27 protein-coding genes and 1 pseudogene are annotated in these 21,568 nt (G+C 37.5%); 26 read left to right on the top strand and 2 right to left on the bottom strand.

Features of this window, described 5'->3' with window-relative positions; translation table 11 throughout:
* The first annotated feature begins 80 nt into the window (after positions 1-80).
* The 7 genes from JOD07_RS01435 to JOD07_RS01405 all read left to right on the top strand — a co-directional run bounded on the left by JOD07_RS01435 (position 81) and on the right by JOD07_RS01405 (position 6,689).
* Complete coding sequence (locus tag JOD07_RS01435; RefSeq protein ID WP_158739892.1) at positions 81-890, top strand: amino acid ABC transporter substrate-binding protein; 810 nt, start codon at positions 81-83, stop codon at positions 888-890.
* 10 nt (positions 891-900) lie between these two features.
* Complete coding sequence (locus JOD07_RS01430; RefSeq protein WP_158739891.1) at positions 901-1,545, top strand: amino acid ABC transporter permease; 645 nt, start codon at positions 901-903, stop codon at positions 1,543-1,545.
* A gap of 16 nt (positions 1,546-1,561) precedes the next feature.
* Positions 1,562-2,314 (top strand): amino acid ABC transporter ATP-binding protein, encoded by a 753-nt coding sequence (locus tag JOD07_RS01425; protein WP_180322444.1) that lies wholly within the window; start codon positions 1,562-1,564, stop codon positions 2,312-2,314.
* 103 nt (positions 2,315-2,417) lie between these two features.
* A complete protein-coding gene (locus tag JOD07_RS01420) occupies positions 2,418-4,220 on the top strand; it encodes a glycosyl hydrolase family 18 protein (RefSeq protein WP_158739889.1) in 1,803 nt (600 codons plus the stop codon).
* 89 nt (positions 4,221-4,309) lie between these two features.
* Positions 4,310-4,738 carry a universal stress protein gene (locus JOD07_RS01415; protein WP_158739888.1) on the top strand — a complete coding sequence of 143 codons (429 nt, stop codon included), beginning with the start codon at positions 4,310-4,312 and terminating at the stop codon, positions 4,736-4,738.
* A gap of 121 nt (positions 4,739-4,859) precedes the next feature.
* The gene (locus JOD07_RS01410; RefSeq protein ID WP_204611740.1) at positions 4,860-5,675 is read left to right on the top strand and encodes a TIGR00266 family protein; all 816 of its coding nucleotides are present in this window, start codon (positions 4,860-4,862) and stop codon (positions 5,673-5,675) included.
* Between the two features lie 279 nt (positions 5,676-5,954).
* Positions 5,955-6,689, top strand: a complete 735-nt coding sequence (locus tag JOD07_RS01405) for a glucose 1-dehydrogenase (RefSeq protein WP_158739887.1) — start codon at positions 5,955-5,957, stop codon at positions 6,687-6,689.
* A gap of 202 nt (positions 6,690-6,891) precedes the next feature.
* On the opposite strand, the gene JOD07_RS01400 is transcribed toward JOD07_RS01405, so the two are convergent.
* Positions 6,892-7,287, bottom strand: coding sequence for a hypothetical protein (locus JOD07_RS01400; protein WP_158739886.1), 396 nt, complete (start codon positions 7,285-7,287; stop codon positions 6,892-6,894).
* Between the two features lie 212 nt (positions 7,288-7,499).
* Here JOD07_RS01400 and JOD07_RS01395 point away from each other — a divergent pair, with 212 nt between their 5' ends.
* The 6 genes from JOD07_RS01395 to JOD07_RS01370 all read left to right on the top strand — a co-directional run bounded on the left by JOD07_RS01395 (position 7,500) and on the right by JOD07_RS01370 (position 11,847).
* The gene (locus JOD07_RS01395; protein WP_158739885.1) at positions 7,500-8,552 is read left to right on the top strand and encodes an L-threonylcarbamoyladenylate synthase; all 1,053 of its coding nucleotides are present in this window, start codon (positions 7,500-7,502) and stop codon (positions 8,550-8,552) included.
* 12 nt (positions 8,553-8,564) lie between these two features.
* Complete coding sequence (locus tag JOD07_RS01390; protein ID WP_158739884.1) at positions 8,565-9,017, top strand: low molecular weight protein arginine phosphatase; 453 nt, start codon at positions 8,565-8,567, stop codon at positions 9,015-9,017.
* 64 nt (positions 9,018-9,081) lie between these two features.
* Complete coding sequence (gene rpiB, locus JOD07_RS01385; RefSeq protein ID WP_158739883.1) at positions 9,082-9,513, top strand: ribose 5-phosphate isomerase B; 432 nt, start codon at positions 9,082-9,084, stop codon at positions 9,511-9,513.
* 15 nt (positions 9,514-9,528) lie between these two features.
* Complete coding sequence (gene upp / locus JOD07_RS01380; protein WP_158739882.1) at positions 9,529-10,158, top strand: uracil phosphoribosyltransferase; 630 nt, start codon at positions 9,529-9,531, stop codon at positions 10,156-10,158.
* A 14-nt stretch (positions 10,159-10,172) separates the two neighbouring features.
* Positions 10,173-10,619, top strand: coding sequence for a deoxycytidylate deaminase (locus JOD07_RS01375; RefSeq protein ID WP_158739881.1), 447 nt, complete (start codon positions 10,173-10,175; stop codon positions 10,617-10,619).
* A gap of 166 nt (positions 10,620-10,785) precedes the next feature.
* Positions 10,786-11,847: a glycosyltransferase family 4 protein gene (locus tag JOD07_RS01370; protein WP_243144555.1), complete on the top strand. Its 1,062-nt coding sequence runs from the start codon at positions 10,786-10,788 to the stop codon at positions 11,845-11,847.
* Between the two features lie 34 nt (positions 11,848-11,881).
* On the opposite strand, the gene JOD07_RS01365 is transcribed toward JOD07_RS01370, so the two are convergent.
* Entirely contained in the window at positions 11,882-12,349 is a 468-nt protein-coding gene (locus JOD07_RS01365; RefSeq protein WP_158739879.1) for an ACT domain-containing protein, read from the bottom strand.
* Between the two features lie 199 nt (positions 12,350-12,548).
* Here JOD07_RS01365 and wecB point away from each other — a divergent pair, with 199 nt between their 5' ends.
* From wecB to JOD07_RS01305, 13 genes and pseudogenes are all read left to right on the top strand, one after another.
* Positions 12,549-13,691, top strand: a complete 1,143-nt coding sequence (wecB, locus tag JOD07_RS01360; RefSeq protein ID WP_204611739.1) for a non-hydrolyzing UDP-N-acetylglucosamine 2-epimerase — start codon at positions 12,549-12,551, stop codon at positions 13,689-13,691.
* A gap of 100 nt (positions 13,692-13,791) precedes the next feature.
* Positions 13,792-14,037 carry an AtpZ/AtpI family protein gene (locus JOD07_RS01355; protein WP_204611737.1) on the top strand — a complete coding sequence of 82 codons (246 nt, stop codon included), beginning with the start codon at positions 13,792-13,794 and terminating at the stop codon, positions 14,035-14,037.
* Positions 14,021-14,434: an ATP synthase subunit I gene (locus tag JOD07_RS01350; RefSeq protein WP_204611735.1), complete on the top strand. Its 414-nt coding sequence runs from the start codon at positions 14,021-14,023 to the stop codon at positions 14,432-14,434. The genes JOD07_RS01355 and JOD07_RS01350 overlap by 17 nt, the downstream gene beginning before the upstream one ends.
* A gap of 64 nt (positions 14,435-14,498) precedes the next feature.
* The gene (atpB, locus tag JOD07_RS01345; protein ID WP_204611733.1) at positions 14,499-15,191 is read left to right on the top strand and encodes a F0F1 ATP synthase subunit A; all 693 of its coding nucleotides are present in this window, start codon (positions 14,499-14,501) and stop codon (positions 15,189-15,191) included.
* Between the two features lie 70 nt (positions 15,192-15,261).
* A pseudogene (gene atpE, locus JOD07_RS15915) lies at positions 15,262-15,516 on the top strand (ATP synthase F0 subunit C); the annotation flags it as partial.
* Positions 15,493-15,771, top strand: a complete 279-nt coding sequence (gene atpE, locus JOD07_RS15910; protein ID WP_243429215.1) for an ATP synthase F0 subunit C — start codon at positions 15,493-15,495, stop codon at positions 15,769-15,771. The pseudogene atpE (JOD07_RS15915) and the gene atpE (JOD07_RS15910), both read left to right, overlap by 24 nt.
* 55 nt (positions 15,772-15,826) lie before the next feature.
* On the top strand, positions 15,827-16,111 hold the full coding sequence (atpE, locus tag JOD07_RS01335; protein ID WP_204611731.1) for an ATP synthase F0 subunit C: 285 nt from the start codon (positions 15,827-15,829) through the stop codon (positions 16,109-16,111).
* A gap of 95 nt (positions 16,112-16,206) precedes the next feature.
* A complete protein-coding gene (gene atpF, locus JOD07_RS01330) occupies positions 16,207-16,761 on the top strand; it encodes a F0F1 ATP synthase subunit B (protein ID WP_204611729.1) in 555 nt (184 codons plus the stop codon).
* Positions 16,749-17,294, top strand: coding sequence for a F0F1 ATP synthase subunit delta (locus JOD07_RS01325; protein WP_204611727.1), 546 nt, complete (start codon positions 16,749-16,751; stop codon positions 17,292-17,294). The genes atpF and JOD07_RS01325 overlap by 13 nt, the downstream gene beginning before the upstream one ends.
* Before the next feature lie 20 nt (positions 17,295-17,314).
* A complete protein-coding gene (gene atpA, locus JOD07_RS01320) occupies positions 17,315-18,829 on the top strand; it encodes a F0F1 ATP synthase subunit alpha (RefSeq protein ID WP_204611725.1) in 1,515 nt (504 codons plus the stop codon).
* 12 nt (positions 18,830-18,841) lie between these two features.
* The gene (atpG, locus tag JOD07_RS01315) at positions 18,842-19,705 is read left to right on the top strand and encodes an ATP synthase F1 subunit gamma (RefSeq protein ID WP_204611723.1); all 864 of its coding nucleotides are present in this window, start codon (positions 18,842-18,844) and stop codon (positions 19,703-19,705) included.
* Positions 19,706-19,736: 31 nt separating this feature from the next.
* On the top strand, positions 19,737-21,134 hold the full coding sequence (gene atpD, locus JOD07_RS01310; protein ID WP_204611721.1) for a F0F1 ATP synthase subunit beta: 1,398 nt from the start codon (positions 19,737-19,739) through the stop codon (positions 21,132-21,134).
* A gap of 8 nt (positions 21,135-21,142) precedes the next feature.
* Positions 21,143-21,550, top strand: coding sequence for a F0F1 ATP synthase subunit epsilon (locus tag JOD07_RS01305; RefSeq protein ID WP_204611719.1), 408 nt, complete (start codon positions 21,143-21,145; stop codon positions 21,548-21,550).
* Positions 21,551-21,568 lie beyond the last annotated feature (18 nt).

Below are 21,568 nucleotides of genomic sequence, written 5' to 3'. Positions count from 1 at the left end.
TTGGTTTATTACTTTACAATTTTAGTGAGTTAAAGTATAATAGGCTTGTAACTAAAATGTTGATACAGGGGGAAATAATAATGAAAAAGAATATAGCGTTTTTAATATTGAGTATTATGATATTATCTTTATTTTCAACAGGCTGTGGCAAAAAAGCAGCATCTAAAGAAGATCATTCTTTAGAAGAAGTAAAACAAAAGGGAGTATTGGTTGTCGGACTGGATGACACCTTTGCACCCATGGGATTTCGCGATGAATCTGGTGAGATTGTAGGGTTTGATATTGATTTGGCTAAGGAAGTAGCAAAAAGAATGGGTGTAGAGATAGAGTTAAAAACAATTGACTGGAATGCGAAGATGATGGAATTAAACGGCAAAAATATAGATGTGATCTGGAATGGATTATCGATTACAGAAGACAGAAAAAAAGAAATCCTGTTTTCCGATGTATATCTTAATAACAGACAAATTATTATTGTAAAAAATGATTCTGATATTCAAACCAAGGCAGATTTAGCCGATAAAGTGATTGGACTTCAAACAGCAAGCAGTGCTGAGACAGCTGTTAATGCTGATACAGAAGTAGCCGAAAAAGTTAAAGGTATCAGCGATTATCCAACCAATACAACTGTTCTTCTGGAATTGGAAGCAGGTCGTGTGGATGCGGCAGTAATGGATGAAGTAGTGGGAAAATATTATATCTCTAAAAAGCCTGGTCAGTTTAGAGTATTGGAAGATGATTTTGGCCGTGAATCGTATGGTATAGGCTTTAGATTAGGCGATCAAAGTTTAGCAGATGAAGTTAACCGAATTATGAAAGAATTAAAAGATGATGGAACAGCAGCAGAAATCTCTAAAAAATGGTTTGGAGAAGATATTGTTGTAAAATAGGAGGCTTATTGTGTCTGATATTTTAGAAATGATTGGTTATATCATTAAAGGAAGCATCAATACATTAGAACTATATGGAATAACTATATTATTATCGATACCGCTAGGAGTTTTAGGAGCTTTAGGAAAGGTTTCAAAATCTAAGCTCCTTTCTTCTGTGCTTGGGGTTTATACATGGATTTTCAGAGGGACGCCTCTTATGCTTCAGTTGTTTTTTATTTATTTTGGCCTTCCTCATTTTTTAGGCATTACTTTTGATAAATTTGAAGCAGCTTCCATTACCTTTGTTTTAAACTACGCTGCGTACTTTATTGAGATTTTCAGGGGAGGCATTATATCCATTGATAAGGGGCAATATGAAGCGGCAAAAGTATTAGGCATGACCTATTCCCAAACTATGCGCCGGATTATTCTGCCTCAAACCATAAGAAGAGTACTTCCTGCCACATCCAATGAAGCCATTACATTGGTTAAAGATACGGCATTGGTGGCTGCCATTAGTATGGATGATCTGCTTAGGAATGCCAATCAAATTGTGGCAAGAGATTTTACCGTTATACCCTTTTTTATAGCTGGAGCCATTTATTTGTTTTTAACCTCTGTGATCGTCTGGATCTTTAAGAAATTAGAGCAAAAGTATTCTATTTATGAGTAGGAGTTTTATTATGAATATGATTCAAGCATCCAATATCAGCAAACGATTTGGGAATTTAGAAGTTTTAAAAAATGTATCTTTAAGCGTTGCCAAAGGAGAAGTAATCTCAATTATAGGTCCTTCCGGTTCTGGCAAAAGCACGTTTCTTCGCTGCCTTATTTTATTAGAAAAATGTGATGGTGGAAGAATAGAGATTGAAGGCATTCCCATTGAGGCTTTTGATGAAGAAGGCAAACGCATACCGCTTCCTCATAAAGACGTAAAAGACGGTGTAAGAAAAATGGGGATGGTGTTTCAGAATTTTCATCTTTTCCCTCACAAGACAGTTTTGGAAAATGTCATTGAAGCGCCGATTATTGTTAATAAAGTTCCTAAGGAACAGGCCATCAAAGAAGCAGAAGAACTTCTTAGCAAGGTTGGACTTCTTGAAAAGAAAGATGCTTATCCATCCCAAATTTCAGGGGGACAAAAGCAAAGAGTTGCTATAGCAAGGGCTTTGGCGATGAAACCAGATATTATGCTTTTTGATGAACCGACTTCAGCTCTAGACCCGGAACTGGTTGGAGAGGTTTTAGGCGTTATAAAGCAATTGGCAAAAGAACATATGACGATGCTTGTTGTAACCCATGAAATGGGATTTGCTAAAGAGGTGTCAGACAGAGTCGTATTTATGGATCAGGGAGAGATCATTGAGGACGCACCACCTGAAAAGCTTTTTAATAATCCTGATCACCCAAGAATTAAGGCATTTTTAGAAAAAATATTATAGATGTATAAGTTTTTTTCTTCTTTCCATAATAAGAATAAAACGAAGTTTAAAGCCACTTTACGAAACCGTAGGTGGCTTTTTTGCAAAGGAAAGAAGGAAAAATATGAACTGGGATCGATACAAACAAAGGATCGTTTATGAAAACGGAGAATATCATCTTATTATATATTTACCTGAAGATATAGAATTTTCCAAGGAATTTGGAGATGTAGAACAGGAACATAAAAAGCTGGGGTTAGAAACTTATATAAAGAAAGTATATCCGAATTTAAAAATTTCATCTGTCAGATTTATGACCGGCTCACTGATTGCCTTTCAGCTCATTCTGAATCCATATTTTTCAACTGCTGCTTATGGCGCAGTATCAAAGAATACATCCACTCAACAGACTAAGAGGATTCAAATTCGTATTAATAATCGATATATAGAATCAGACACACCTCCTGTGATAGAAAATGGAAGGGTGCTTGTTCCGATTCGAGTGATCTCAGAATTTTTGGGAGCTTCTGTTCATTGGGACAATATAGACAAAATAGCCATCATTACCAAAGATAATAAATCAATTTATTTGCAGGCTAATTTGCCCCAGGCTTTTATTAACGGTAAGATGTATTTTTTGGACACCCCTCCAAAGGTAATCAATGGACGATTGATGGTTCCAATTCGTTTTATCTCAGAATCCTTTAATTTGCCCGTTAATTGGGATAATGCATCAAAGACTGTTTTAATCAACAGCGATTTGCCCCAGGTTTCAGACTATGTTGTAAAAAAAGGAGACAGTCTTTCTGTCATTGCTGCCAAATTTAATATTACGGTATCTGATTTAAAAAAATGGAACAATTTAAGTTCAGATACTATTTATGTAGGACAACTTCTAAGAGTGGTACCTCCTTCTGTTATTGTTGAAGGATCGGGCCCTTCTTTGGAGGATATTGAAGTAATCCCTTATAAATTTGATACGGTTCTTGGGTTTACAGTAAAGTATTATGAAGGTCATCTTGGTTCTTACAATTCTTTGAAAACCTATAATGGCAAAATAACAGAAGTGGCTACCTTTAGCCATGGTATGAAAGCAGACGGCACCCTAATTGTGGACTATCCTCAAAATGAGATTTTGGATTACTCACAGCAACAAGGCATCAAATCCCTTATGCTCATTCACAATGCCCAAGGTGGAAGTTTTCAAAAAACTCTGGCTGAGAATGTTCTGGAAAATCCGATTCTTCGGGACAAATTAGTCAAAAGTGTATTAAGTGAAATTGAAAAATACGGATATGATGGCGTAGAGGTAGACATAGAAGGGATAGGAGCGGACACAAGGGCAGAATACACATCTTTTATTAAAGAATTAAAGGCAGCATTAGGACCTAAGGGATATATAGTTTCAGCTACGGTTCCCGCTAAAACGGCAGATTATATCAATGATCAATGGACAGGGGCTTATGATTATAAGGCTATTGGACAATATGCGGACAGAGTGGTCCTTATGACCTATGATGAACATTGGTCTGGAGGAACTCCTGGGCCTGTGGCATCCTATGATTGGGTAGAAGATGTAATCAATTTTGCTGTCAAAGAGATTTTGCCACAGAAGGTGGTTATGGGTATTGCAGCTTATGGATATGACTGGACCATAGATGGGAAAAATGGGAAAGCTGTTACGGCATCAGAAATCAACGATTATATAAAGAGATATGGAGGGAAAATCCTCTGGAACGATACCTTTAAAGTTCCTTATTATCGATATAAAGATGAAAAAGGCAATGACAGAATTGTGTGGTTTGAAAATGCCCAAAGCACTCAATTTAAGTTAAAACTGGCAAAGGCAAAAGGTTTACAGGGGATTGCCATATGGCGTCTGGGCTTGGAAAACAGCGAGTTTTGGAAAGGTCTTTCTCCAAAGTAATAAGAAAATGTATACATGGTATTTTATATCATACTATGATATAATAATTTTGGGCGTAAGCTTATTATTCTCCAGAGGGAGGGGTTTTAGTGCCACAGAAAGTTTTAGTCTGCATAACAATTCAGCAAAACAGTAAAAGACTAATCAAAAAAGGTGCAGAATTAGCTTCACAGGTGGGGGGCGAATTGCATATACTTCATGTGGAACATGGTAACAACATTTTAACTCAAAGTGATGCAGGCGAATTGCTTCAGGAGTTATTCGATTATGCTTCGGAACTCGGTGGAGAAGTTCATGTTGTTTGCGATGAACATGTACCGGAACGTATTGTAGAGTTTATAAAAGAAAATCAGATTAATCAGTTGGTATTAGGAGAAACAATGAGAAATAAGATTCATAGACTGATTACAAAAGACATAGAAAACTACATTACATCTACAACACCAGAAGTTGAGATCATGGTATTAGAGAGGGAAAAACCCTTACCGATAAAAGATCAGGAAGTGTTCTTACAGTAAAGAGAAGCCCAAGGCTTCTCTTTTATAATATTATTTTATTTTTATGAAAAAAATACAAGGAATTAAAATTTTTACGAGGAATAATCATAGATTAAGACAGTAATTGCTAAGGAGGCTGAACATGCAGTATTTTAATAATGCACATGAAATTGAGTATAAGCTTTATGGGGATGATATGCAGTTTGTTGAGATTGAGCTGGATCCAGGGGAAAGTGTAATTGCTGAAGCAGGGGCTATGATGTACATGGAGCAAGGGATTCAAATGGAAACCATTTTTGGAGATGGCTCGGGACAGGAACAGAGCGGACTTATGGGTAAGATTTTTGGAGCAGGAAAAAGGCTCGTTACTGGAGAAAGTTTATTCATGACGATGTTTACGAACGGAGGGCAGGGAAAACAAAAGGTTGCATTTGCTTCTCCTTATCCCGGGAAAATCATCCCTATGGATTTATCCGCTTATGAAGGTAAAATCATTTGTCAAAAAGATGCATTTCTCTGTGCGGCAAAAGGTGTTGCTGTAGGTATTGATTTTAAAAGAAAGTTAGGGGCAGGGTTCTTTGGAGGAGAAGGTTTTATTATGCAAAAATTAGAAGGAGACGGATTGACTTTCATTCATGCCGGAGGAACCATTGTAGAGAAGCAATTAAGTCTTGGAGAAACATTGCGCATAGATACCGGATGCCTTGTAGCAATGACAAGACATATAGACTACGATATAGAGTTTGTAGGAGGAGTTAAAACAGCCTTCTTTGGAGGAGAAGGATTATTCTTTGCAACCCTTAAAGGGCCAGGAACAGTATGGATTCAATCTTTACCTTTTAGTCGATTAGCGGATCGAGTTTATAGTGCTGCGCCAAGAATAACAGGAGGAAGAAAAGGAGAAGGAAGTGTACTGGACCTGGTGGGGGGCCTTGGCAATCTTTTAGATGGAGATTAATAGTTATTTAAAAGAAGCGATTAGCCCTATTTGTGAAATAAGAAAGAATGGTTTTATACTGATTCTCAAAGGTTAGATCTAAAAATCTAACATAGGGAGTCAGTTTTTTAATGGCAAAATCCAGTTGTACTAATTCTTTTTAAATTGGACAAAATATAATATGTGTCGATTTTGCCAGGGAAAATAAGCCTTTGTAACTTTTTTAAAACACTTAACTTACAAAGTGTAAATTATATAATAAAATAATGACTAATATGATGAAAACTATGGAGGGGTCTTATGAAACGATTAGAAAACAAAGTAGCAATCATTACAGGCGCTGCACAAGGTATGGGCGCTGCCCACGCTAAACTCTTTGTAGAAGAAGGGGCAAAAGTTGTATTAACAGACTTAAATGAAGAAAAAGGTCAGGCAGTGGCAGCTGAGTTAGGCGAAAATGCCATTTTTGTGAAGCAAGATGTAACCAGTGAAGAGGATTGGAAAGTTGTTGTAGCGAAGGCGGAAGAAGTTTTTGGCCCAGTCAATATTTTAGTCAATAATGCAGGAATTTCAGTGAACAAATCAATTATGGATATGTCATTGGAAGAATACCGCCGTATTGTTGATATTAACCAAGTATCTGTGTTTTTAGGTATGCGAGCAGTTGTCCCATCAATGGAGAAAGCAGGCAAAGGTTCAATCATCAATGTTTCTTCAATAAATGGTTTAGTTGGTGGTGCGATTGGCTATACAGATACGAAATTCGCAGTACGTGGTATGACGAAAGCTGCAGCAATTGAACTTACACGCAAAGGAATTCGTGTTAACTCCGTACATCCTGGTGTCATTGCGACACCCATGATTCAACAAGAAGATGCAAAGGATGCTATTGAGGAATTTGCAAAATTCATTCCATTAAAACGTATTGCACAACCAGAAGAAGTATCCAATATGGTATTATTCTTGGCTTCAGATGAATCCAGCTATTCAACAGGTTCTGAATTCGTTGTTGATGGCGGCTTAACAGCTCAGTAATTATTAAAAGTAAAAAGTACAATATTTTACCCTCGAAAAGATGATTTTCGAGGTTATTAATTGAAAAGAGATACTTAGCAATCAGGTACTTTTCTTGAATTTTTGACATCTTGAGAGGACAGAGGCAGCCAGGACTTAGTCACTATTTTTATTTTAAAGCAAAAGAGAAGCCCTAGGGCTTCTCTTTTTGCGAGAGGGAATATTATACTGCATTATGAACAAAGGATACGATGGAATCAAGTGGAATATCTGCAACAGAACCAACTGTATATACAGGGTATCCATTCCATCCGCCGGCAGTAACTGCACCGGTTTCACTGGCTGGTTGGATTGGACCATAGCCGTAGCCATATCCGTATCCACCACCGTAACCATAGAATGGGTTAAAGCCTGTGCAAGAATTACCTAAAGCACATCCCGGAGGAGGGCCGATACGAGTTAAAAGACGTACAAAGCAATTATTTACGCTTAAAATCACACCTGTAAATCCAGAGCCAGATTGCCCACCGCTAGCAGTAAAGATTGTAACAGTTTCACCAATATATTTTGAAAGAAGCAGTTCAAGATTTCCACCAGTAATAGCTGCTCCGTTTGCCATAGGATAACCTCCTTTCAAGGAATAGTTCTTACTATAATATATGGTTCTTCTATCAAAATGTTACTAGTTTAGTCAAAATAATGCATAATCAATATCATGTATTATTTTATCGTCATACTTCTCTCTTATTTTATGAAATTATAATTGCATTTTGTTATATAATAAGGGTACAATAAATTTTGAAAAGCATTAAATTTTAGGAAGGAAAAACTATGAACACCATCATTAAAACTCTCAACTCAGAAAACCCAGATGAATGGATCATAAAAGAAGCAGCCCAGATCATACAGTCTGGTGGATTGGTTGCATTTCCTACAGAAACTGTTTATGGATTGGGTGCCAATGCACTGGATGAAACATCTGTTAAAAAAATATTTGAAGCTAAAGGGAGACCTTCAGATAATCCCCTTATTGTACATATTGCATCTAAAGAAGAATTGCCCAAACTGGTAGAATATATCCCTAAGAAGGCACAGATCCTAATGGACGCTTTTTGGCCGGGGCCATTAACGCTTATATTCCCAAAATCAAATATTATTCCATATTCTATTACGGCGGGACTTTCCACTGTTGCCATAAGATTACCCCAAAATAAAATAGCCAGAGCACTGATTGAAACTGCCGGAGTTCCCATTGCTGCTCCTTCGGCGAATACATCCGGAAAGCCAAGTCCCACAAAAGCATCCCATGTTATAGAAGACTTAAATGGAAAAATTGAAATGATCCTGGATGGAGGCCCTGTTTTGGTGGGATTAGAGTCTACAGTGGTGGATGTCACAGGAGATATCCCTGTTATTTTAAGGCCCGGCGGCATTACAAAAGAGATGCTGGAAGAAGCCGTTGGGGAAGTTCTGGTAGATCCGGCTATTCTTTCTCAAAAAGCTCTTACATCTACCCCAAAAGCTCCTGGCATGAAATACAAACATTATGCACCTAAAGCCAAAGTAACAATTGTAGAGGGAGAACTCTCTAAAGTAATAACTGTCATAAATAAGTTAACAAAAGAAAAACAAGCCCAGCATTTAAAGGTTGGGATTATGGCAACCGAGCAAACCAAAGATTCTTATGCGGGAGACTGTATCATTGTTGTGGGAGACAGAAGCAATCCGGAAACGATTGCTGCCAATCTGTTTGATACTTTAAGGGCATTTGATGAAGCAGGCATGGATGTGGTTTTAGCAGAGGCTTTTTCTTATGAAGAAATTGGATTTGCCATTATGAATCGCCTTCAAAAAGCAGCGGGATATGATATCATTGAAGTATAGAGGTGAGGAAAGATGAAAAAAATAATGTTTGTATGCACTGGCAACACTTGCAGAAGCCCAATGGCCGAAATCCTGGCAAGAAATGAAATTATGAAGGCTTCACTTAACATAGAGGTTGCCTCAAGAGGCATTTCAGTATATTTTTCCTCAGGGGCCAGTGAATATGCCCGTAAGGCTATGAAGGAATATGGCCTGAATTTGGATACACATCAGTCAAAGCAAATAGAACTGAAAGATATTAAAGATGTGGATCTTATATTAACCATGACAAATCATCATAAGCAATATTTGCATATGAATTTTCCGGAATTTAAGGACAAAATATTTACACTAAAAGAATTTGTGGAGGAATCTGGAGATGTGTCAGATCCTTTTGGAGGACAATTAGAGGAATATAGAAGCTGCGCAGAAAACTTGCATAATCTGATTCAAAAACTAATACTAAAAATTGGACATAATATGTAAAAATATGGTTTGCCATGCTTTTGTAGAAGTGATATAGTAAAAAAGAAAAAACGGAGGGACATGAATGATTGCAATTGGAAGTGACCATGGCGGCTACGTATTAAAACAAGAAATTATAAAATACTTGGAATCTAAAAATATTGAATACAAGGATGTAGGGTGTTACTCGGAGGAGTCTTGCGATTATGCCCAATTTGGAAAAAGCGTAGCTAAGCTGGTTGCAGATGGGACTTGTGAAAAAGGTATTGTGATTTGTGGAACAGGAATAGGTATTTCCATCGCAGCCAATAAAGTAAAAGGTATTCGGGCAGCCCTTTGTCATGATTGTTTTTCCGCGCAGGCTACAAGAGAACATAATGACGCGAATATACTTGCTATGGGGGCTAGAGTCATAGGACCTGGACTTGCGCTTAAGATTGTAGAAACCTTCTTAGGAACAGAGTTTTCCAATGAAGAAAGACATATTCGCCGTATTGCACAAATTGAGGATAATTAAGACAAGGAGGATATTATGGGACATGTATTTGTAATGGATCATCCCTTGATTCAACACAAAGTATCTATGCTCAGAAGCAAAGATACAGGTTCAAAGGAATTCAGGGAACTCGTTGAAGAAATTGCTATGCTGATGTGTTATGAAGCAACAAGAGATTTGCCACTGGAAGAGATTGAGGTAGAAACCCCTGTAGCAAAAGCAAAGGCAAAAGCTTTGGCAGGTAAGAAATTAGGTATTGTTCCTATTCTTCGAGCAGGACTGGGTATGGTAGATGGCATGCTTAATCTGGTTCCGGCTGCTAAGGTAGGACATATAGGACTCTACAGAGATCCGGAAACTTTGGAGCCTGTAGAATATTACTGTAAATTACCTTATGATGCTCCAGAAAGAGACATTTATGTTTTAGATCCTATGTTGGCAACAGGAGGATCCGCTTCAGCCGCGATCCAGTTTATTAAAGATAAAGGCGTACAAAGAATCAGATTTTTATGCCTGATTGCAGCGCCGGAAGGCATTGAAAGATTAAATAAGGACCATCCGGATGTGGATATTTATGTAGCAGCATTAGATGAAAGATTAAATGATCACGGATATATTGTTCCAGGTTTAGGAGATGCAGGTGATCGTCTGTTTGGTACAAAATAAGCTGGGGGGATATTATGAGACCTAGTTGGGATGAATACTTTATGGGGATTGTGGATTTGGTGAAAGAAAGATCCACTTGCCTTAGAAGACAAGTCGGAGCACTTATTGTAAAAGATAAGCGTATCCTGTCAACAGGTTATAATGGGGCACCTACAGGATGTTCTCATTGTGAAGAACTAGGATGCTTACGTGAAAAACTTCAAATTCCCTCAGGACAAAGACATGAATTGTGCCGGGCACTTCATGCAGAGCAAAATGCTATTGTTCAGGCCGCTATGTACGGCGTATCTGTAGCAGGAGGAACTTTATACGTTACCCATCAGCCTTGTGTAATGTGTGCCAAAATGGCTATCAATGCAGGAATAAAAAGAATTGTTTTTAAAGGGGATTATCCCGATGAATTATCTATAGAGCTTTTAAAAGAGGCAGGAATTGAAATAACTCCTTTTAAAGAGGCATAAAATATATAAGCCGATGCTAGATTTAGTATCGGTTTTTAAAATTGTAATAAATTGTAACAAAAATTTAATTTGACAACCTTTGTATATACATATAGAATATACATGGTTTGGAATTTAAATTTGGGAAAAAATAAATAGTGTTATAAACCTTAAGGAGTGGATAATGGTGTTTCAGAGCGTAGCTGTTCAAGAAACGTTTTTACTATACATTCTGTCATTTATTTCGGCCTTTTTAATTAGTCTTCTAACAACTCCGCTGAGTAAAAAAATTGCTTTAATGGTGGGTGCAGTAGATCAGCCCAAGGCCAGAGGAATGCATAAAGAACCTATGCCAAGAATGGGCGGCATAGCGATTTTCCTGGGATTCATGATAACGGTCTTTTTAATTACGCCTTTGGTGAAAGCGTTTCAGTGGAAGCAAATTTCCGGACTTATTATGGGAGGATCCATCATCTTTTTATTAGGTTTTTTCGATGATATTTATAATTTGAACGCTAAGCTCAAATTATGTGTGCAAATTATAGCAGCACTTGTTGTGATTCACTCTGATATCAGGATTGAATTTGTTACATGGCCTTTTGCAGAAAGCAATACTTTGCTATTAGAAAAACTCAGTATACCGGTTACTCTGTTTTGGATTGTAGGTGTTACAAATGCGGTTAATCTGATAGACGGCCTGGATGGATTGGCTGCAGGAGTATCCTCGATAGCGGCCATTTGTCTGATGATTTTATCCATTATTTCAGCAAATCCCATTGGACCAGTGGCGGCAGTATTAACTGCAGCATTGGCGGGAGCTTGTTTGGGATTTTTACCTCATAACTTTAATCCGGCAAAGATTTTTATGGGAGATACAGGATCAACATTTTTAGGATTTACCCTGGCAGTTACATCTGTTCAAGGTTTTATTAAAGGCTATACAGCGGCTACAATTATTATTGCAGTTTTGGTATTGGCTTTGCCTATTTTTGATACCACTTTTGCAATCCTTAGACGCATTATCAATCGCAGACCGATTATGGAAGCGGACAGAGGACATCTTCACCATCGCCTGGTGGATAAAGGATACAGCCAAAAAAGGGCGGTAATTACCCTTTATGGTATTAGTGGCGGGTTTGGAATTATCGGAATTCTTATTGCACAAAAGGATACACAAATTGCCTTAGGTGTGTTTATAGCTATGGCAATTGCATTATATATGATTACGAAAAATAAGAAACATGCATAATAAAAGAAAAAAGGATGCCTTAAGGCATCCTTTTTTATATATTAAAATATTCTTTGAAACATTTTACAGCTTTGTCTTTATCGGCAGCAGAAATCAGATAAGAAATATCTACTTCTGATGTTGTAATCAGTTGAATATCTATATCATTTTGAGCCAGAAGTTCCATGGTTTTTGCCGCAGTTCCGGGAGTTGTTTTCATCCCTTCTCCGAACAAAGAAATTTTTACATTATTGGAATTGATATCAATTCTAAGATCCTCATAATCTGCCTTGAAACTTTTTAGTGTTTTAAGGACAGTGAACAGATCTTCATCCTGCAGGGAAAAAGAAATATTGACACTCCCTTTATAAGGAGATGTTTGACTGATCATATCAATATTAACCCCGGATTTTCCGATGGCACTAAATATACGAGCAATGTCCTGGGTGTTAGCAGGAATATTATCTAAAGTAATTAAAGTAACATTTTCTTCAGTTGTAATTTGACTAATGGGGGAGTTCATTGAACCACTCCTTTTTTATTTTATTATAGCTTATAGATATAATAATTAGCAATAAATTCTACTAAAAATAGCTACGATAATGTAAAATGAAGAATACATAATTTTGCAAAGTTATGAATAAAATTATAGAGGTTGCGAAAATATTTGCCATGTGGTTAAATATGAGTAATAATGATATTTATGAAAGGCGGACAAACCAATGGCGATTAAAGTAATGAGCATATTTGGGACAAGACCGGAAGCAATTAAAATGGCGCCGGTAGTAAAAGAATTGGAAAAAACTGATGGTATAGAAAGCATTGTCTGCGTTACAGCACAACATAGAGAAATGTTAGACCAGGTATTAGATATCTTTCAGTTGAAACCTGATTATGATCTGGATATTATGCAATCAAGGCAAACCCTTTTAGATATTACGACCCGTGCCTTGGAAGGTTTGGATAAAGTTATAAAAGAGGTGTCTCCTGATCTTGTATTGGTGCATGGAGATACTACGACAACCTTTGTAGGATCTTTGGCCGCATTTTATAATCAGGTAAAGGTAGGCCATGTAGAAGCAGGCCTTAGAACTTATGATAAATATCAACCTTTTCCTGAAGAAATGAACAGAAAACTTACAGGGGTTTTAACAGATATTCATTTTGCACCAACATCCCTTGCAAAAACCCATTTATTAAAAGAAGGAGTTCCTGAGGAACAAATTTTTGTAACAGGAAATACCGTTATAGATGCATTAAAAACAACGATTGAAGAAAACTATACATTTACATACTCTTTATTAAATGATATTGATTATATTAACAGACGGGTTATTGCAATGACTGCCCATAGAAGAGAAAATTTGGGTGAACCGCTGAAAAATATTTGCAATGCCGTATATAGACTTGTAGAAAACTTTGAAGATGTGGAAGTCGTATATGCGGTACATAAAAATCCTGCTGTAAGAGAAACAGTATTTCCGATCTTGGGCAATCATCCGCGTATACATTTGATTGACCCTCTGGATATGAAAGATATGCATAATTTAATGAATAAATCATACCTAGTCCTGACAGATTCCGGTGGACTGCAGGAAGAAGTTCCTTCCATGAAGAAACCTGTACTGGTTCTTAGAAATGTTACCGAAAGGCCTGAAGGAGTAGAAGCCGGAACATTAAAACTTGCGGGAACCGATGAGGAACAGATCTTTGCTATGGCATCAGAGCTCCTTACCAACAAGAGTGCCTATGAGGCCATGACAAATGTAAAAAATCCTTTTGGTGATGGACATGCATCTGAAAGAATTGTTGATGCAATTCTATACTATTTTGGAAAAAGCAATAAAAAGCCTAAAAACTTTTAAAATACTAAACTAATAGTTTATAGACAGCTAAAAAAATAAGGTGTATAATACATAGAAAAATTAAAAAAAAGAATTTAACATGAATTGGTGGTGCAACATAATGAATAAAAAAGCAGAAATTTTTGCTTTGCTTTCCTTAATTTCTCAAATAGGAATCATGATGGCACTACCTATTATATTTTGTGTATTATTAGGTAATTATTTGGACAAATGGTTTGATACAGGAGTTTTATTTTTGGTGATTTTTTCTTTTTTAGGAGCAGGAGCTGCTTTTAGGAATTTATTTTTTATTGCTTCAAAAGGGGTAAAATCCAGAAAAACGAGAAAGGATGAAAAAGATGAATGACCGTGTTCCTGAAAGGAATCGACTCATTCTTAGGATGATCATTCTAGGTACTGTGATTGGAATTGTAGGTAGCTTTTTTGCAGAAAATGCTTTCAGCTTTATTAAAGGTGTTTTCTTTGGAACTATTTTTTCTGTATTAAAGCTTAGGTTAATGGAGATTAGTATAAGAAAGTCTGTACAAATGGAAATAAGCAGAGCGCAGAAATATGCAGCCAGCAACTATATAGTCAGATATATTTTAACCGGTGTCGTATTAACAGTAGCCGCCCTAGAGCCTACTATTAGTTTATTGGGGACTGTATTTGGAATTCTTACAATGAAAGCTGCTGTTTTTCTGGAACTTTACCGTGGTAAGAAAATCCCTTTAAGAGATATCAAAGCCAATCATATAAAATAAATATAAATAAATTTTATAATCCTATTATCCAGGAGAAAATAAAAACTAGGAAGGGGTGTGAGCTTTGGAAAATTTGGATTTTTACAACCATAATGTCATTCCCGTACACATTGGAGGCAGTGAATTTTACATCACTACTACAATTATTAATACATGGATCATTATGGGGGTGCTTTTGGGCCTTGCGCTAATCGTAAGATTTCTTATCCATAAGTTTGAAGAGATTCCTAAAGGATTTCAAAATGTTATTGAACTTTTGGTAGAAGTATGTTATTCCTTTACAGCAACAACTATGGGTGAGAATAACAAAGGATTTGCGCCTTTTTATGGTAGTATGTTTATGTTTATTTTATTAGCTAACTTATCAGGACTTGTGGGACTTAGACCTCCTACGGCGGATCTTGCTACTACCCTGGCATTAGCCTTGATAACATTTTTTATGATTCAAGGATATGGGCTTAGAGACAAAGGAATAGCCAAATACATAAAAGGTTTCTTTGAACCAATACCTCTTTTATTCCCATTGAATGTGATAGGGGAATTGGCAAATCCGGTATCTCTTAGCTTCCGTCTGTTTGGTAATATTTTAGGCGGAACCATTATCATGGCGCTTTGGTATGCGATGCCTTGGCTTCCTGTTAAGATTGGTATCCCAGCATTTTTACATGCATATTTTGATGTCTTTGCAGGAATATTACAAACTTTTATTTTTGTAATGCTTAGTATGACTTTTGTATCCAGTGCAATGGATAGTTAAACCTTATGTTGATAAGGAAGAAGGTGAAAGAATGGATGTAACAGGATTGCTTGATTTATTGATTGGCTGGATGGAGCATGTAGATAAACGAGCGCTTATCCTGGGCTTTTCAGCGGTTGGAGCTGGTATTGCTATGATTGCAGGAATTGGACCTGGGGTAGGGCAAGGCTATGCTGCCGGTAAAGCAGCAGAAGCAGTAGGTAATAACCCCAAAGCGGGAAAAAATGCCACTTTAGTAATGCTTCTGGGGGCAGCTGTTGCAGAAACTTCCGGGATATTTTCATTGGTTATTGCAATTATTATGCTGTTTGCCAATCCTCTTGTAACCAGACAAGGGGCAGGGATTGTTTTGGCCTGCAGTGCGATTGGAGCAGGAATTTCGATGATTGCGGGAATTGGACCTGGAATAGGACAGGGTTATGCAGCAGGAAAAAGCTCAGAAGCTGTAGGAAAACGTCCTGGCCTTCAAAGTGTAATTGTAAGAACTATGCTTTTAGGACAGGCCGTTGCTCAAACTACAGGAATTTATGCATTGGTTATTTCGTTATTACTGTTATTTTCACAAATTTTAACAAAATGATGAAGATAACATTTCTTTTATAAAATTTTTATAAAAATTGAAGGAGGAATTTATTATGGAACAAATCGATGGAAGAGCTTTAATATTAGCATGTTCAGCTATAGGAGCAGGTCTTGCGATGATCGCAGGGATTGGACCTGGAATAGGGCAAGGTTATGCAGCTGGTAAAGGAGCAGAAGCTGTAGGTCGTCAGCCGGAAGCTCAAGGGGATATTGTTAGAACAATGTTATTGGGAGCAGCAGTAGCAGAAACAACAGGTATTTATGGTCTTATTATTGCCATTATCTTATTGTTTGCTAATCCGCTTATTTCTCAATATCTTCGTCTTTTAGGACAATAATAACGTAAGAACATGTGTTTTGGTAAGAGAAGCAACTTTAAGTTGTTTCTCTTACATAGATTTCACATGAATAAGGATCTCCTAGAGGTGCTTTTGTGAAATCTGGAACGTTGAGAAAGGAGGATATTTCCTTGGATGGAGGCATTATTAGTTTTGACCAACAGTTTCTATTTGGCCTGGGCATGCAGCTTTTAAATACCCTTATTTTATTTGCAGGACTCTCTTTTCTTCTTTTTAAGCCTGTAAGAGAATTTATGGAAAAACGTTCTGAAAGGATCAGACTTCAGATCGAACAGGCAAAATCGGAAGAGCAAAGAGTTTTAGAAATGAAAAAGGAGTATGAAAATAAATTAACTAACATCAAAGAAGAATCAGATGCAATTTTAAGAGAAGCAAGAAAGAAAGCTCAGGAACAAGAAAGTCAGATTATCGAAGAAGCCAGAAAAGAAGCAGATTCTATAAAAAATAGAGTATTAACAGATATTGAAAGAGAAAAAGTGAAAGTTAAAGATGAAATGAAGAAAGAAATGGTTGAAATTGCATCTTTGATGGCTGGGAAATTGATTGCATCTTCCATAGACGAACAAAAACACAGTGAGTTGATTGATGAAGTCATTTCACAGATGGGGGATGTATCATGGCACAATTAATTTCTAAGCGTTATGCAAAAGCTTTATTTGATCTAGCCATTGAAACCAATAAGATTGATGAATTGGAAAGCCAGTCAAGGGTAACCCGCGAAATTCTGGAATCTGAAAAGGAATTTATGCAGATTTTACAGCATCCTCAGATTTCAAAAGAAGAAAAGATACAGCTTATAAAAGATACATTTTCTTCAAAAGTATCTGATGAGCTTTTGGGACTACTCATATTGGTTGTGCAAAAAGGAAGACAAGAATATCTTCTGGAGATTTTAAATACTTTTTTAGACGAAGTAAAAGAACATAAAGGGATTGTAACTGCTGTGGTTGTTTCAGCAGTTCCTTTAAAAAATGAACAGCTTGAAAAAATAAAGCTAAATTTAACTAGTAGTGTTAAGAAGCAGATACAAATTGAAACACAAGTAGATCCATCTATTATTGGAGGGCTTAAAATTCGAGTAGGCGACAGGGTTCTGGATGCCAGCATTTCTGGACAGCTTCAAGGATTAAAGGCCAGCCTGTATGATATGCAGCTTGTGTGAAAAGGGGTGTAACCAAAAGTATGAATCTAAAACCTGAAGAAATTAGTTCTGTAATAAAACAGCAAATACAAAATTATCAGACACGCTTAGAAGTGACTGACGTAGGAACCGTTATACAAGTTGGAGACGGAATTGTAAGAATTCACGGTTTAGAGAAAGCCATGGCAGGAGAACTTCTTGAATTCCCTGGAGATGTATATGGCATGGTATTAAACCTTGAAGAAGATAATATAGGGGCAGTACTTCTTGGTTCTGATAAAAACATTAAAGAAGGAGATACAGTAAAATCTACAGGAAGGGTTGTTGAAGTACCTGTAGGGGATGCGCTCATTGGAAGAGTTGTTAATGCTTTAGGACAGCCTATAGACGGTAAAGGACCTATCGTTACCAATAAATATCGCCGGGTTGAAAGAGTAGCTCCTGGTGTTATTGAAAGAAAGTCTGTAGATACACCACTTCAGACAGGGATTAAAGCGATTGATGCCATGGTGCCTATTGGCCGTGGACAAAGGGAATTAATTATTGGAGACCGTCAAACAGGTAAAACCGCTATTGCAATTGATACAATTATTAACCAGAAAGGACAAAATGTCCTTTGCATCTATGTAGCTATTGGTCAAAAAGCATCGACTGTAGCCCAACTCGTTAATACACTTGAAAAACATGGGGCAATGGATTATACGACTGTTGTTGTTTCTACTGCCAGCGAACTGGCACCACTTCAATATATTGCTCCTTATGCGGGATGTGCTATGGGAGAAGAATGGATGGAAGCAGGGAAAGACGTATTGATTATTTATGACGATTTGTCAAAACATGCTGTGGCATATCGTGCGATGTCCTTGCTGCTTAGAAGACCACCAGGACGTGAAGCATATCCTGGGGATGTATTCTATCTTCATTCAAGACTTTTAGAGCGGGCAGCTAAGCTTTCCGATGAAAAAGGCGGGGGCTCACTTACAGCACTTCCTATTATTGAGACCCAGGCAGGAGACGTTTCTGCTTACATTCCTACCAATGTTATTTCAATTACAGATGGACAGATCTATCTTGAAACAGAGCTGTTTAATGCAGGGGTGCGTCCCGCAATCAACGCAGGGCTTTCCGTATCCCGTGTAGGAGGAGCTGCTCAGATTAAGGCAATGAAAAAGATAGCAGGGCCTATTCGTGTTGAATTGGCGCAATATCGTGATTTAGCTTCCTTTGCTCAGTTTGGTTCTGAGCTTGACAAAGCTACAAGAGATGCCTTGGCTCAGGGAGAACGTATCATGGAGGTTTTAAAACAGCCTCAATATAAACCGATGTCCGTTGAGCATCAGGTATTGATTTTATTCGCAGCTACAAGAAAATATTTAATGGATATAGAAGTATCTGAGATCAAACGCTTTGAAAAAGAGTTTTTAGAATTTATCGATACAAATTATTCTGATATCGTAGAAGAGATCAAAGAAAGAAAAGAAATTGATGGAGCTTTAGAAAAGAGAATTGATGGAGCAATTAATGAGTTTAAATCCAAGTTTAAAAATGAAAAGTAAAGGGGTGTCATAATGGCCTCCATACGCACAATAAAAAGACGAATTAAAAGTGTTCACAGCACCAGCCAGATTACAAAGGCAATGAAGCTTGTTTCCACTGCTAAGATGCAGAAAGCAAGAAGAAATGTAGAAGAAACCAGACCGTTTTTTATAACAATGCAAAAAACCATTTCTTCTGTTGTGCATGGAAGCAAGGGGATTACCCATCCTTATATAAAAGAGAGAGAAGTAAAGAATACAATGTACATTGTTATAGCTTCAGACAGAGGACTGGCTGGAGGATACAATTCCAATGTATGTAAACTTGCTCTGCAGCATATAGGACAAAAGCAGAATGTAAAATTGATTACTATAGGGAAAAAATCAAGGGATTTCTTCAACAGGCGAAAATATAGTATTAGTAATTCCTATCTAGGGATTTCAGAAAATCCTAAATATGCTTATGCTGCAAGAGTAGGGGAAACAGTACTGGATTTATATAACAAAGAAGAAATCGATGAAGTATATTTAGTTTATACTGCTTTTAAATCTATGATTCATCAAGTACCTACAGTAAAGAAGTTATTGCCTGTGGATGTTTCAGAATTTAAAACAGACAAAGAATCAAAGGAACAAGATGATGTAATGATTTATGAACCTTCACCAGAGGGAGTTTTAGAATATGTTATTCCAAAGTATATCAATAGCGTGATTTATGGAGCTATGGTTGAGTCCGCTGCCAGCGAACAGGGAGCAAGGATGACTGCTATGGACTCTGCAACAGAAAATGCTATGGATATCATTGAAAGATTAACGGTGGAATACAATAGAGCAAGACAAGCAAGCATCACTCAGGAAATAACTGAAATTGTAGGTGGATCAGAAGCATTAAAATAAAGCAGTATAAGAATGAAGGAGTGAAAAATCCATGGCGGATGCAAATATAGGGAAAATTGTACAAATTATAGGGCCTGTATTGGATATTAAGTTTTCCCCCGAGCATCTTCCTGCGCTGAATAATGCGATTGTTATTACAAGGCAGGATGGAGAAAAGCTGACCGTAGAAGTAGCGCAGCATCTGGGAGATGATGTTGTAAGATGTGTTGCTATGGCATCTACAGACGGTTTGACTCGGGGAATGGAAGCTGTTGATACAGGAAGCCCTATTTGTGTACCTGTAGGAGAAAAAACCCTCGGAAGAATATTTAATGTTGTTGGAGAAGCTATTGACAATAGGCCAACTCCAGAAACCGAGGAAAAATGGTCCATTCATAGACCTGCCCCAGATTTTGAAGAACAATCTACAGAAATTGAAATCCTGGAAACAGGAATCAAAGTTGTAGACCTTCTATGCCCCTATTCAAAAGGTGGAAAGATAGGGCTTTTTGGTGGAGCAGGTGTAGGTAAAACTGTATTGATTCAAGAATTGATCAGAAATATTGCAACAGAGCATGGAGGCGTTTCCGTATTTACCGGCGTTGGTGAAAGAACAAGGGAAGGAAATGACCTCTACCATGAAATGGCAGGCTCTGGAGTATTAGATAAAACAACCATGGTGTTCGGACAGATGAACGAGCCTCCTGGAGCCAGAATGAGAGTTGGGCTTACGGGCCTTACTATGGCAGAATACTTTAGAGATAAAAGTGGTCAGGACGTACTTTTATTCATTGATAATATTTTCCGTTTCATTCAAGCGGGATCTGAAGTATCAGCGCTTCTTGGCCGTATGCCCAGTGCTGTAGGATATCAGCCTACCCTTGCAACAGAAGTAGGGGCGCTTCAGGAAAGAATAACATCAACCAAAAGAGGTTCCATTACATCGGTTCAGGCAGTATATGTGCCTGCCGACGACTTGACAGACCCGGCACCGGCAACAACATTCGCTCACCTTGACGCGACTACTGTACTTTCCCGTGCTATTGTTGAATTGGGAATTTATCCTGCTGTTGACCCACTGGATTCTACTTCAAGAATATTAGATCCTGCTATTGTAGGTGAAGAACATTATGAGGTAGCCAGAGGTGTACAAGCGATCCTTCAAAGATACAAAGAACTTCAAGATATCATAGCTATGTTAGGAATGGACGAATTATCCGAAGAAGACAAGCTGATTGTAAGCCGTGCAAGAAAAGTACAACGTTTCTTGTCACAACCTTTCTTTGTGGCAGAAACCTTTACAGGAATGCCAGGAAGATATGTTCCGTTAAAAGAAACCATAAGAGGCTTCAAAGAAATCATAGAAGGAAAGCACGATGATCTTCCAGAAACTGCTTTCCATATGGTTGGTACCATTGATGACGCTATAGAAAAAGCCAAAACATTGTAGGTGATTGTATGAAACTGCAACTTCAAATCATTACACCGGAAAAGAATTTTTTTAGTGGAGAAGTGGATCGTGTAAGCTTTCGAACTACAGAAGGCGATATCGGTGTACTTCCCAATCACCAGCCTCTGACAGCGATTATTTCCATTGGGACCATTCGCATCAAGCAAGATGGGAACGAAAGAAAAGCTTCTTTAATTGGAGGATTTGCAGAAATACAACCGGATAAAGTTACCATTCTTACCGATGCAGCAGAATGGCCGGAAGAAATTGATGTACGTAGAGCGGAAGAAGCGAAAAGAAGAGCAGAAGAAAGACTGGCAAAAAGAACTGCAGACATTAACGTTGCCCGGGCAGAAAGTGCCTTAAGAAGGGCTCTTATAAGGCTTGAACTCAGTCAATACAATAAAAATCGTTAAATATCAATTTTATAAGAA

Source organism: Defluviitalea raffinosedens, from assembly GCF_016908775.1.
GTDB classification, from domain to species: Bacteria; Bacillota; Clostridia; order Lachnospirales; family Defluviitaleaceae; genus Defluviitalea; species Defluviitalea raffinosedens.
Note: the sequence above shows the minus strand (reverse complement) of the source record. Positions and strands in the feature narration are given on the sequence as shown.